Raw genomic sequence first — 13,121 nt, forward strand, 5'->3', positions numbered from 1 at the left:
TAAGTGGTGGGCGCAGGATTTTTCCTGGGCGGGACTGGCAGTGCTCAATGAAAAAGGTGATCCGAAACACCCTTGGCAAGGCTGGTCGATCACACCGGACGGCCGGGTAATGGAGCGCGAGGATCCAGCCCTGCCCGAGGGGTCTCGCGACGCCACGCTGCAGGATTACTGGCGCTGGGATGGCACATCCTTGCGCTCGGATGACGCCCTGCTTGAAGCGGGCCTGCTGGAAGACCATGACGGCCAGCCGCGTTTTCATATCTGCCACCTGCCCGAGCACTGGAAAGACGGATCGAAAAGCTGGAAGTCGGAGGCCAATTGTGACCGTTGGGACACTCTCAACGCAGAATTGGAGGTTCGGATCAACGCGGCTTCCAGAACAGAAGCTAAACGCACTGAAAATTGGGAACATGATCAACTAATAGGTCCGGACCGGCGCACCCAGTTGACCGGTGGCCAAATCCGTAAGCTGCCATTCCCACAACTTCCTGCGAGAAGTTCGACCAATCGAACACCGCCTCATTCGCACCAACGATCTAAGACCCAGAGCACTTATCACCTTAAAGCGGATCATGCCCTTTGGCTGACCGACGCGAACTTTACAGACGCGATTTTTGCCTCTCCGGCAGACTTTAATCACACGCAGTTTTTGGGCGGGAATGCCAATTTCATCAACGCACAATTTACCGGCGGAAAAACTAATTTCTACAAAGCGAAATTCTCTGGCGGTAGTGCAAACTTTTACAATGTGCGCTTTTCCGGTGGTCACGCCGATTTCTACAATGTGCAATTCTCCGGCGGATACGCAGACTTCTACAACGCCCGATTCTTCGGGGGAGATGCAGACTTCCAATCCACCAGTTTCCATTACACCGCGAGGTTCGGCGGTTCTGCGGAGCAGCGTGGCGCCACCGAATTCTCTGCGCCCGGCTTCCACCATCAAGTCTCCTTCCGAAAAGCGGAGTTTCAAGACACGATAGAGTTTCGCGATTGCTATTTCTCAGACAGTCCCGGAAACACTCAGTCGGCGTTCGCTGGCGCTCGCTTTCGTGAGGTCGTGGATTTGAACTCAGCCACCCGCCTTCCCCTCGACGCCTTTAACGGCGCCGTACTGGAAAAGCCCATACTCTTGCACGCCGATGCACCACGGCGATCGGGGTTTGACGACACACGAACGGCGATCAGGGCACACATTGACGGCCTTTCCGAAAACGCGCGCAACACCCAAGCCAATGATCTCTGGGCAGCCCTGGAGGGGGGCTGCCGTACTTTGAAACGCGCCATGGCCCAGCAAGGCGATCATCATCGCGAACAACAGTTTTTCCGCATGGAGCTGATGGCCCGGCAGAACCGACCCGTTCGATCCGACGCCTATCGCGATGGTCAGCTGACACGCTGGGATCGCTGGGCCGCACGCGCCTATGGCGTGTTTGCCGATTATGGTGCGTCTTTCCTTCGGCCGCTGGGCTGGGTCATGGGCGGAGCGTTCGGCCTGGCGCTCGTCTATTTCTGCCTGGGCAATGGCGCGCGACTATCAAGCATGCCGGCCTTCGGGTTCGACTATGGGGGGCTGGCCCTAATCGGTCATATTCTGTCCACCGGGGCCTCTGAATCGGTCGACCTGGCCTTCCAACAAGTCTTTCGTCCGTTTTTCATCTGGGCGCCGGGATATGCTGAAACCGGAGAGGGCTGGATCCAGACTGTGAAGGCGACCAGCCATCCCGCCTGGTGGCTGGTGATCAAGATCCTCGCCACGCTGCAGTCATTTATCTCCATTGCACTGTTATTTCTGTCCGGCCTGGCCCTGCGTCGCAAATTCCAGATCGGCTAGGGCACACTTGCGCGCGAGGCCGACGCCGCCTATACCGCCGCAAACCGATATCGGGGCCGGTCGGTGCGCTGCACAGACGCCCGTGAAGCATGATTGGGAGACCGGATGAGCCGCGCGGCCTTCTCCTACGATTTTCCCCACCGCCACCTGATCTCGGTGGCCGATCTCAATCCCGTTGACATTTCCATCCTGTTTGAACGTGCAGCGCACTGGCGCAGCGTGAACCAGACCACGCGGAAAACCTCCGATGCGCTGGCCGGGATGACGGTGCTCAACCTGTTCTTCGAAAACTCGACCCGCACCCAGGGCAGTTTCGAAATGGCGGCCAAACGCCTGGGCGCGGATGTGGTGAATTTTGCGATCCAGCACTCCTCCGCCAAAAAGGGAGAGAGCCTGGCCGATACCGCCCGCAATCTGGCCGCCATGCAGCCCGATATCATGGTGGTGCGTCACACCGCCACCGGCGCACCGGCCTATCTGGCGGACAAGACCGGCCTGTCGGTGGTCAATGCCGGTGATGGCATGCATGAACACCCGACCCAGGCCCTGCTCGACAGTTTCACCCTGCATCGGCGCTGGGGTTCGGTCGGCGGGCATCGCATCCTGATTGTCGGCGATATCCTGCATTCACGGGTGGCGCGCTCGAATATCGGCTTGCTCAATATTCTCGGAGCCGAAATCCGCCTGTGTGCCCCGCCTACCCTGTTGCCGATGGATGTGGACCAATGGGGTGTGGACGTGTTCCACGATCTTGATGCAGCGCTGGAGGGCTGTGATGCGGTCATGGCGCTGCGCCAGCAAAAAGAACGCATGTCCGGCGGGTTTGTGCCGTCAGGCCGCGAGTTTTTCCACCTGTTCGGACTCAGTCATGAACGGCTGGAACGCGCCAGACCCGGCTGTCTCGTGATGCATCCCGGTCCGATGAATCGCGGTGTGGAGATCCATTCCAAACTCGCCGATGACCCGGAGCGCAGCGTCATTCTCGACCAGGTCGAAAACGGTGTGGCCCTGCGCATGGCCGTGCTGGAACAGATAGGCGGGGTGCTCCGCCGCGATGCGGGAGAGGACCAATGAGCCAGGCCCTGGCCATCATCAATGCCCGCCTGGTTGATCCGGCGACCGAGTTTGACGGTCCCGGCGGCGTGCGTATCGAAAATGGCGTGATCGCCGATTGGGGTGAGCAGATCGAAACGACCGATCTCGACACGGTCATCGATGCGCGCGGCCGTATTCTGGCCCCCGCCCTGATCGATCTGCGCACGGCCATTGAGCCGGGCTTCACACCCGATGGTGAAACCGCCTCTCACCTGGCAGCAGCTGCGGCGGCCGGCGGGGTGGGTACGGTGGTGATCGCGCCCAATGCGCTCACCCCCCAGGATGCCCCCGGTCCGCTGAAGGCCCAGGCCGCAGGTCTGGCCCAACAGCGTGTGCGCATGATGCTCGCGGGCGGCGCGACCGTGGCGCTTGAGGGCGAGGCCATGGCCGAGCTGGGCCTGCAAAACCAGGTGGGTCTGGCCTATTACAGCTGCGGCGATGCGCCCATTGGCGATGCGCGCACCTTCCGCCGGATTTTGAGCTATGCCAGCCAGTTCGACCACTGGGTCGCCGCGCGCCCGGCCGATGCGCATCTCAGTGCCGGCGCCATCGCGGTCGAGAGCGACTGGTCGGCCCGCATGGGTCTGCCCGCCGAACCGGCCATCGCCGAACGCATGGCGATTGAACGCGATGCCAGCCTGGCGGAATTATCCGGTGGCAAGCTTCTGGTCGATCGGGTTTCAACGCGGTCCGGCCTCGATGCCCTGCGCCATGTCCGATGCCGGGATATCGATATTGCCGCCATGGCCTCGATCGCCCATCTCGTGCTCAACGAGATCGATGCGGCGAGCCTGGACGGCAATCTGCGCATCACCCCGCCCTTGCGGACCGAGGATGATCGCCTCGCTTTAATCGAGGCCGTCGCGGCCGGTGAGATCCAGGCCCTTGTCTCCGATCACCGTCCGACCCCATTTGATGACAAGGGCGAACCTTTTGCCATGGCGGCTCCGGGCACGCTGGCGGTGGAAATCCTACTCGCGGCGCTGCTAGGACGGGTGCATGACGAGGAACTCAGTCTGGTTGAGGCGCTTCGCCCGGTGACCAGCGGTCCGGCAGACCTTCTGGGCCTGGAACAGGGCCGGTTGGCGGTCGGTGCACCGGCAGATCTCGTTCTGATCGATGGCGACAGGCCCTGGGTCTGTGACCCGAAAAACTTTCGTTCTGCCAGAGGCAATTGCGCGTGGACGGGTCGTCGCATGACGGGTCAGGCCTTGCAAACCCTCGTCGACGGGATCACAATTCACAACTCTGAGGTGTAGCGTATGTCCTATGGTCTCCTGATCCTCGCCGCGTTGGGCGGTTACCTGCTCGGTTCGATTCCGTTCGGCCTGGTGCTGACCCGTCTGGCCGGACTCGGGGATATTCGCGAGATCGGCTCGGGCAATATCGGTGCAACCAATGTCTTGCGGACGGGCCGCAAAGACCTGGCCGCCGCGACACTGGTCCTCGATGCCGGCAAGGCCGGAATGGCCGCGCTCATCTTCACCTACACGCTGGGCACCCAGGCCGGGCTGATCGCCGGTGCGGCCGCCTTTTTCGGGCATTGTTATCCGGTCTGGCTGGGGTTCAAGGGCGGCAAGGGTGTTGCCACCTTCATCGGTACGCTGCTGGCCGTGCACTGGCCGATGGGTCTGGCCGCGATTGCGACCTGGCTGATCATGGCGGCTATCTTCCGCATCTCCTCGCTCAGCGCGCTGGTGGCCGCCCTCACCGCTCCGATCTTCGCCTTTGCGCTCGGCCGGGTGGATGTCGCCCTCATGGCCATCTTCCTGGCGGTGCTGATCTATTGGCGCCACCGCGAGAATATCCGCCGCATCCTGGCCGGCGAGGAACCCCGTATCGGAGGCAAGAAAACCTCGAAATCGCAGACCGGTACGCAAGCCGATCCGGAAACTGAGTCGCACCCCGGCACACCCGCCCCGGGTGATGACACACCTCACGGAGACACGTGACCCCGCCGGCCCCCGATCCTCACACACGACGCGCCTGGCTTCGCCTGGCGCGGTCGAGAGGCTTGGGCGCGACCGGCCTGGCCCGGCTTGTTGAACGCCATCGCGACCCGCTTGACGCGCTAGATTATCTGCATGCTCACCTCGATACCGCGCCGTTCGCTCGCGTTAGCCTGGCCAGCGAGGCCGAGGTCCTCGCCGAAATGGACACCGTGGAGCGTTTGGGCCTGCACCTCCTCTTGAGCTGTGACCCGCAGTTTCCACAGGCTCTGTCCGTTTTGTCTCCTCCGCCCCCGGTCATCCTCGCAGCCGGTGATCTCTGCCTGCTCGACCGTCCGGTGTGTGCCCTGGTGGGATCAAGAAACGCCTCCTCGGCGGGGCTGGGCCTGGCACGCCATTTCGCGTCGACGCTGGGACAAAACGGCTGGGTCACGGTGTCTGGCCTGGCGCGCGGCATCGATGGCGCCGTGCATCACGCTTCGCTCGATACAGGCACGATTGCCGTTGTTGCCGGTGGGCTCGACCACATCTACCCGCCCGAACATGCCGAGCTCCACGAGGCTATCGCCCATAAAGGCCTCATCCTGTCGGAACGCCGACTGGGCACTATCCCCCGGGCACAGGATTTTCCCCGGCGCAATCGCCTGATCTCCGGTCTCGCCCTGGGCACGCTGGTGGTCGAAGCGGCGGAACGATCCGGCTCACTCATCACGGCCCGGCTGGCGGCCGAACAGGGGCGCGAAGTGATGGCCATACCCGGTTCGCCACTGGATCCCCGATCAAAAGGCACCAACCGCCTGCTGCGAGATGGCGCCCAGCTGGTGGACTGCCCCGAGGATGTCATCGAGATCCTGTCGCGCGCTCACCCACCCGCACCCCAGGTGCGTGAGACGGCGCCTGCAGACCTGTTTGACGATCCGGATCCCGAGGCTGCGGCAGACGATCCCCATCCCGCAACGATGCCCGACGAAGAAAAAATTGCAGACGATACACTTGAAACCCGTTTGCAGACCCTGTTGTCGAGCGCGCCCACCCCTTTGGATCAACTCATTCGCGATAGCGGTTTTCCGGCCTCTAACGTTATGGCATTGCTACAGGAATGGTCTCTGACGGGGCGGGTAGAAACCCTGCCGGGCGGTCGGGTCAGAGCCAGCGCGGCATCGCCCGTCTCCGGCCTGCCTCAAGAGGCCTCATAACACTGTGATCCACGCCTCGCCTGCCACAGCACCATTGACAGATTTGGGGGGCTCGCACACTTTCCGGCGCCTTGACCCCCGTCCCGGAAAGTCCGTGAGATGAATGTAGTCGTCGTCGAATCCCCGGCTAAAGCCAAGACAATCAATAAGTATCTGGGCAGTGATTACACTGTTCTGGCCAGTTTCGGCCATGTGCGCGATCTTCCGCCCAAGGACGGCTCGGTGAAGCCGGACGAAGATTTTGCCATGGACTGGGAGGTCGACACCAAATCGCAAAAACGCGTCAAGGCGATCGCGGATGCGGTCAAGGAGAGCGATCGTCTGATCCTCGCCACTGACCCGGATCGCGAAGGTGAAGCCATTTCCTGGCACCTGCTCGAAGCCCTGACCAAGCGCCGTGTGCTCAAGAATGTGACGGTGGAACGCGTCGCGTTCAACGCCATTACCAAGCCGGCTATTGAAGAAGCGATGCGCCATCCCCGTGCCGTGGACATGGAATTGGTCAATGCCTATCTCGCCCGCCGTGCCTTGGATTATCTGGTCGGCTTCACGCTCTCGCCCGTTCTCTGGCGCAAACTACCCGGATCACGCTCTGCCGGCCGGGTGCAGTCCGTGGCCCTGCGCCTGATCTGTGACCGGGAATTGGAGATCGAGAAGTTCAGGCCGGAAGAATACTGGACGGTCGATGCAGATCTGCGCTCCGGCGGCTCCCAGTTCCGCGCCAAGCTGGTGACACTGGACGGCAAGAAGCTGACCAAAATGTCGCTCAAGGATCGGGCAATGGCCAATGCGGCCGTCGAGGCGATCCAGGCCGGAGCCTTTACGATCAGCGCCGTCGAGGCCAAGCCCACCAAGCGCAATCCGCCGCCGCCCTTCACCACCTCGACCCTGCAACAAGAAGCCGCCCGCAAGCTCGGCTTCTCGGCCACCCGGACCATGCAGACGGCCCAGAAACTGTATGAAGGTGTCAATATTGGTGGCGAGACGGTCGGCCTGATCACCTATATGCGGACCGATGGTGTCTCCATGGTCAATGAGGCCGTCAATCAGGCCCGCGATGTGATCGGTCAGGAGCACGGCGCACTTTATGTGCCGGCCAAGCCGCGCTTTTACTCCTCCAAGGCGAAAAATGCCCAGGAGGCGCACGAAGCCATCCGCCCGACCAGCTTCTCCCGCCTGCCCGGCAATCTGTCGCTCGATCCGGACATGGCCCGCCTGTACACGCTGATCTGGCGCCGTGCCGTGGCCAGTCAGATGGAAAGCGCCCGGTTTGAACGGACCACCGTCGACATCACCACGCCGGACCAGAAAACGGCCCTGCGGGCGACCGGTTCCGTGCTTCAATTCGACGGTTTCCTAGCCCTCTATCAAGAAGGCAAGGATGACGAGGATGATGATGAAGGCGGTCGCCTGCCCAAGCTGAGCCAGGGGGCCGAGGCTGACGTCGCCAAAACCCATGCGGACCAGCACTTCACCCAGCCGCCGCCGCGCTTCACCGAGGCATCCCTGGTCAAACGCATGGAGGAACTGGGGATCGGGCGTCCGTCGACCTATGCCTCCACACTGCAGGTCCTGCGCGACCGCGAATACGTACGCATGGAGAAGAACCGGTTCGAACCGGAGGACAAGGGGCGCGTTGTCACCGCATTCCTGGAAAACTTCTTCGAACGTTATGTTCAGTATGATTTCACCGCCGATCTGGAGAATCAGCTGGATAAGGTGTCCGCTGGCGATCTGGACTGGAAAGCCCTGCTGCGTGACTTCTGGACGCATTTCCGCTCGGCAGTGGACGAGATCGGCGATCTGCGTATCAGCCAGGTTCTCGATGTGCTCAACGATGTCCTCGCACCGCATATCTTCCCGGAAAAGGAAGACGGCACAGATCCGCGCCTGTGCCCGTCCTGTGGCGTGGGCACGCTCAGCCTGCGCCTGGGCCGCTATGGCGCCTTCCTGGGCTGTTCCAATCATCCGGATTGCAAATTCACCCGCCAGATGAGTCCGACCGAAGCCGAGAATGTCATTGAAGGTGACGGCCAGATCGCCATCGATCCGGAAAGCGGCAAACCCATCACACTCAAGGATGGCCGGTTCGGCATGTATCTGGAGATGGAGGTCGAGGGTGAAGACAAACCCAAACGCGCCTCCATTCCCAAGGGCTGGGACCCCAAGGGGCTGAGCGAAGAACAGGCCATCAAGCTGATGAATCTGCCTCGCCTTGTGGGAGATCACCCCGAGGACGGCAAGCCGATCAGTGCCGCCATCGGACGCTATGGCCCCTATGTGCTGCATGACGGTGTCTACGCCAACCTGCCTTCCGTGGAGGACGTCTTCGAGATCGGTCTCAACCACGCGGTTTCGGTCATCGCCGACAAAAAAGCCAATCCCGGACGCCGGGCCTCGACCGCCAAGGCGCTCAAGGAGCTGGGCGATCATGATGGCAAGCCGGTTCGGGTGATGGATGGCCGGTATGGCCCCTATATCAAGTATGAGAAAATCAATGCCACCTTGCCCAAGGGGACGGACATTGAGACGCTCACGATGGACGCTGCGATGAAGCTGGTCGAGGAAAAGGCCGCCAAATCGCCCACCAAGAAAAAGGCCCCGGCCAAGAAGGCGACCGCTAAAAAGGCCCCGGCCAAGAAAACCGCCGCCAAAAAAACAACGGCGAAAAAAACCACCGCCAAGAAGACGACCACAAAAAAGACAACAGCGGCGTCCAAGACAACGTCGAAAAAATCCACCACCGCCAAGACGGCCGCGGCCAAGACAAAGACCCCGGCAAAATCCAAGGCGACAGATACTGACGAGGCTTGATACGGGTGACCGGGTCAGACAATTCGTTCAGCCCGGTCAATCGGGATGACATCCTCAACGTGATCCGCGACATGCCCGGCCAGCTGGGCAAGCGCGAGATTGCACGCGAACTCGGCCTGCGAGGCGGAGATCGCAAGCTGGAACTGAAGACCCTGTTGAGCGCCATGGAAGATGACGGCCTGATCGCACGCGATCGCGGTCGGCGTTATGTCCTGGCCGGCGCCCTGCCCGCGGTCACCGTTGTCGAGATCACGGATCGCGACAATGATGGTGAATTGCTGGCCCAGCCGGTCCGCCATGATCATGACAGTCCGATCATCCGTCTCGCGCCGGGCGAAGGCGCGGGCGGGCGCGGTCAGACCGCTCTGGGCATTGGGGACAAGGCGCTCGTCAAGCTGAAGCCGGATGGTGAAGGCGGGTATGAGGCTCGCCTGATGAAGCGCCTGGGACAAAGCGCCCACAAACTCCTGTGTGTCCTTTACAAACCACGTTCGGGTCCACCGCGCCTGGCGCCTGTGGACCGTCGCAGCCGCCATGACCTGGTCCCCGCCCGCGGGGAGGCCGAGAAGGCCCGCGATGGCGACCTGGTTCTGTGTCGCCTGGTCAAGGAGCGCCGCCATGTCGCCAAAATGGCCGAGATTGTCGAAGTTGTCGGTAGCGCTGACAATCCCAGTGCCGGCTCCCTGATTGCCGTACATTCGCACGGCGTACCTGATGGCTTTTCTGATGGCGAACTCGATTTCGTCAAGGCCCTCAAACCGGCCAAACAGGGCCAGCGCGAGGACCTGCGCAAAATCCCGCTGATCACCATCGACCCCGACGATGCCCGCGATCATGATGACGCGGTCTGGGCAGCCCCGGACGAGGATCCGGCCAATGCAGGTGGCTGGATCACCATGGTCGCCATTGCCGATGTCGCGGCCTATGTGGCGCCGGGCTCCGTGCTCGATCGCGGTGCCTATAAACGCGGCAACTCGGTCTATCTGCCCGACCGGGTTATTCCCATGCTGCCCGAACGCCTGTCCAATGATCTGTGCTCCCTGCGCGAGAAAGAAGACCGGCCCTGTTTCGCCGTGCGCATGGTGTTTGACAAAAACGGCACGAAACGTTCGCACACCTTCCTGCGCGGCTGGATGCGCTCGGCCGCCAAGCTCTCCTACACCCAGGCTCAAAAAGCGATTGATAGTGAGGGCGATGCGGTGGCCAATGCATTGCTGGATGACGTGCTGAAACCGCTCTGGGGTGCGTATGAGGCCCTGTCCAAGGCCCGGGCTGCCCGTGAGCCACTCGAAATCGACGCACCGGAACGCAAGGTCCGCGTCGGCGAGGATGGCAAGGTCAAAGCCATTGAAGTGCGCGAACGTTTTGATGCGCACAAGCTGATCGAAGAATTCATGATCCAGGCCAATGTCTGTGCGGCCGAGAGCCTGGAAGCCAAGAAGGCGCCGCTGATCTATCGTGTGCACGAACAACCCTCCCGCGAGAAAATTGACGGGCTGGCGGATTTCCTGCCCACGGTCGGGCTGAAATGGGCCCGCGGCGAAGCGCCCCGCACGGGTCGCTTTAACCGGCTCCTGTCCCAGGCACACGGCACGGAACACTATGAAACGGTCAATGAGGTCGTGCTGCGCAGCCAGAGCCAGGCCGTTTACGATCCCGATAATCAGGGGCATTTCGGCCTCAATCTCGACCGCTACGCCCACTTCACCTCGCCCATTCGTCGTTATGCCGACCTGACCGTACACCGGGCCCTGATCCGTGCGCTCAAGCTGGGCGATGACGGGCAGAGCGATGAGGAACGCAGCCGCCTGGATGTGATCGCTGACGAGATCACCCAGTCGGAGCGTCGCGCCATGGCAGCCGAACGTGATGCGGTGGATCGCTATATCGCCAGCTTCCTGGCCGATCGTGTCGGGGCCATTTTTGAGGGACGCATTACTGGTGTGACCCGGTTTGGTGCGTTTATCCGCTTGAGCGAAACCGGAGCGGACGGTCTCGTGCCTATCAGCGAGCTGGGCGCCGAACGCTTCTATCATGATGAAGAAGCCCATGCCCTGATCGGTGAAGCCAGTGGCGATACCTATCGTCTCGGCATGAACGTCAAGGTGCGTCTGGAAGAAGCCACTCCGATCACGGGCGGATTACTGCTGTCCATCCAGTCGAAACCGGAAAAGGGACGTCCGCCGGGACGCAAGACCCGGGCACGCGCCCGCGCGAAGACCTTCAGCGAACGACAAAAACGCGGTGGATCACGCGGTGGCGGACGTGGACGGCGGCGGCGCTGACCCGCTAGAAGAAGGGCATGACGGATTCGACCCCTGCCCCGTATCTGCGCCCGCGCCTGGCGGCTTCGCTGATCCTCACTCGCACACACAGCACCGGCATGGATGTCTTGATGGGACGACGATCGGCCCGCCATGTTTTCATGCCCAATAAATATGTCTTCCCGGGCGGACGAGTAGACCGCGCCGATCACACCGCACCGCTCGCGGCAGACCTGTCCGAGGATGTGCGCACCGCCATGACGCGTGTCATTCCGGAGAACCGCGCGCGAGCCGCAGCCGTTGCTGCCGTCCGTGAAACCGCCGAGGAGACCGGTCTGTTCATTGCGCGCACGGGCGCATTTCGCTCGCGTCACGCCAACTGGCAGCCCTTCAGACGCGAAGGCCTTGCACCTGACCTGTCCGGGCTCCAGCTGATCACCCGGGCTGTGACACCGCCCGGCCGTACGCGACGTTTTGATACCTGGTTCTTTACCGCCGATGCGTCTGCGCTCGCGGATGAGCGGGCCCCCACACCCAGTTCGGAACTGGAAGATGTGCGCTGGGTGCCGCTCGAGGAGGCCAGAACGCTCGACCTGCCCATGGTGACCCATTTTGTGCTCAGCGAGCTGGACCGTGTGACACCCCCGGAACCCCAGCCCGTGCGCTGGATGAGAGCGGTACGTGGACACATGGTCGTCGACCCGATCTGAACGCACGCCGCCAAAGATACCCAATCCACGCGACGGCGTGCTCCAATCAGGCTAAAATCTAATGCTTACGGCTTTCATTGATCCAGCTCACGGCCACACGCGTTCCCTTGTCGCGGCCATTTTGTGTGCTGGCGTGTGCGGTATCGTGTTCGGGCTGTCCATGCCGCTCATTTCCCTGCGACTGGAACACATGACCGGGTCCGGCTTTCTTGTCGGTCTCAACGGTGCCGCCGCTGCGCTATCCACTTTGCTGATGGCCCCGCTGGTCCCCCGCTTCATGGGAGTTCGTCCCCCGCGCCAGATCCTGGCTCTCTCGCTCGTCGCTGCGGCGGTTCTGTTTGTCCTCTTCCCGCTCCTCCCGCATGTCTGGGTGTGGTTTATCGTGCGTTTTGCGGTCGGCTGTTTCATGACGGTGATCTTTGTCATCTCGGAAAGCTGGATCAATCAGGTCGTCTCCGCAGAACGGCGTGCCTTGATGCTGGGCGTGTATGGCACTGCGCTCTCGGGCGGGTTTGGGATTGGTGGAGGCCTGTTCACCGCGCTTGCCCACCAGGGTGACATCGCCTTTTACGTGGCCAGCCTGATCTTCCTGCTGGGCGTTCTCCCGGTCCTGGTTCTGCGTGGGCCCGACCCTCAGGCCCCGGACGAAGAGAGCGCCTCATTGCGCGCCATGATCCGGACCGCTCTAAGTGCGCCGACAGCCATTATGGCCGGCCTCGCCTTTGGGGCCGCAGAAACCCTGGTTTTCGCCCTGATGCCCGTCTATGCCGAACGCATCAGCCTCTCGCACACCGAAATTGGCCTGGTGATGCTGGCTGTGGCTGCGGGGGCGTTGGTTTTTCAAATCCCGCTGGGCTGGATTGCCGACCGGATCGGTCGCCGTGTCATTTTGGGTATCAGCGCAGCCCTAGCCGCGATCAGTCCAATTCTGACCGCCCTTGTTGGAGCCGATCTCACCGTCCTCCTCCCGCTCGTCTTTGTGCAGGCCGGTGTCACGAGTGCTCTGTATACTGTTGGATTATCGCTGCTCGGCGAGCGCTTCACGGGGGGATCCATCGCATCCGCCAATGCCGCCTTTATCTTCGCCTACGGGCTGGGCAGCCTGATTGCCCCTCCCACCGGTGGAGTGATGATGGACGTCAGCGGACCGGCAGGCCTATTGGCGGTGCTCTCGGGCATTGCCGCCGCCTATCTGGCACTCATTCTTGTTCGCAGCTGGATGACAGCGCGCGGGAGTTGACATGGCAGCGCGCTTGCGTATG

9 protein-coding genes are annotated in these 13,121 nt (G+C 61.9%); all 9 read left to right on the forward strand.

The features are described from left to right. On the forward strand, nucleotides 1–1,831 hold a 1,831-nt coding region (locus RMQ97_RS08540), incomplete at its 5' end, for a pentapeptide repeat-containing protein (protein WP_413660448.1). Between the two features lie 105 nt (nucleotides 1,832–1,936). Next, complete coding sequence (locus RMQ97_RS08545) at nucleotides 1,937–2,905, forward strand: aspartate carbamoyltransferase catalytic subunit (RefSeq protein ID WP_413660449.1); 969 nt, start codon at nucleotides 1,937–1,939, stop codon at nucleotides 2,903–2,905. Then, complete coding sequence (locus RMQ97_RS08550; protein WP_413660450.1) at nucleotides 2,902–4,185, forward strand: dihydroorotase; 1,284 nt, start codon at nucleotides 2,902–2,904, stop codon at nucleotides 4,183–4,185. Before RMQ97_RS08545 ends, RMQ97_RS08550 begins: the two co-directional genes overlap by 4 nt. A 3-nt stretch (nucleotides 4,186–4,188) precedes the next feature. After that, nucleotides 4,189–4,878 carry a glycerol-3-phosphate 1-O-acyltransferase PlsY gene (gene plsY / locus RMQ97_RS08555; protein WP_413660451.1) on the forward strand — a complete coding sequence of 230 codons (690 nt, stop codon included), beginning with the start codon at nucleotides 4,189–4,191 and terminating at the stop codon, nucleotides 4,876–4,878. After that, entirely contained in the window at nucleotides 4,875–6,071 is a 1,197-nt protein-coding gene (gene dprA / locus RMQ97_RS08560; RefSeq protein ID WP_413660452.1) for a DNA-processing protein DprA, read from the forward strand. The genes plsY and dprA overlap by 4 nt, the downstream gene beginning before the upstream one ends. Before the next feature lie 99 nt (nucleotides 6,072–6,170). Next, nucleotides 6,171–8,885 carry a type I DNA topoisomerase gene (gene topA / locus RMQ97_RS08565; RefSeq protein ID WP_413660453.1) on the forward strand — a complete coding sequence of 905 codons (2,715 nt, stop codon included), beginning with the start codon at nucleotides 6,171–6,173 and terminating at the stop codon, nucleotides 8,883–8,885. 5 nt (nucleotides 8,886–8,890) lie between these two features. Further along, nucleotides 8,891–11,170 carry a ribonuclease R gene (rnr, locus tag RMQ97_RS08570; RefSeq protein WP_413660454.1) on the forward strand — a complete coding sequence of 760 codons (2,280 nt, stop codon included), beginning with the start codon at nucleotides 8,891–8,893 and terminating at the stop codon, nucleotides 11,168–11,170. Nucleotides 11,171–11,187: 17 nt separating this feature from the next. Beyond that, nucleotides 11,188–11,859 carry an NUDIX hydrolase gene (locus RMQ97_RS08575; protein WP_413660455.1) on the forward strand — a complete coding sequence of 224 codons (672 nt, stop codon included), beginning with the start codon at nucleotides 11,188–11,190 and terminating at the stop codon, nucleotides 11,857–11,859. 61 nt (nucleotides 11,860–11,920) lie between these two features. After that, a complete protein-coding gene (locus tag RMQ97_RS08580; protein ID WP_413660456.1) occupies nucleotides 11,921–13,099 on the forward strand; it encodes an MFS transporter in 1,179 nt (392 codons plus the stop codon). Nucleotides 13,100–13,121: the final 22 nt, after the last annotated feature.

Source organism: Maricaulis sp. D1M11, from assembly GCF_047308265.1.
Taxonomy (GTDB): domain Bacteria; phylum Pseudomonadota; class Alphaproteobacteria; order Caulobacterales; family Maricaulaceae; genus Maricaulis.

Excerpts from the sequence above, each read along its gene's own strand:
- RMQ97_RS08580 (WP_413660456.1), top strand. The coding sequence starts at position 11,921 with ATGCTTACGGCTTTCATTGATCCAGCTCACGGCCACACGCGTTCCCTT.
- RMQ97_RS08545 (WP_413660449.1), top strand. The coding sequence starts at position 1,937 with ATGAGCCGCGCGGCCTTCTCCTACGATTTTCCCCACCGCCACCTGATC.
- RMQ97_RS08575 (WP_413660455.1), top strand. The coding sequence starts at position 11,188 with ATGACGGATTCGACCCCTGCCCCGTATCTGCGCCCGCGCCTGGCGGCT.
- plsY (WP_413660451.1), top strand. The coding sequence starts at position 4,189 with ATGTCCTATGGTCTCCTGATCCTCGCCGCGTTGGGCGGTTACCTGCTC.
- RMQ97_RS08550 (WP_413660450.1), top strand. The coding sequence starts at position 2,902 with ATGAGCCAGGCCCTGGCCATCATCAATGCCCGCCTGGTTGATCCGGCG.
- topA (WP_413660453.1), top strand. The coding sequence starts at position 6,171 with ATGAATGTAGTCGTCGTCGAATCCCCGGCTAAAGCCAAGACAATCAAT.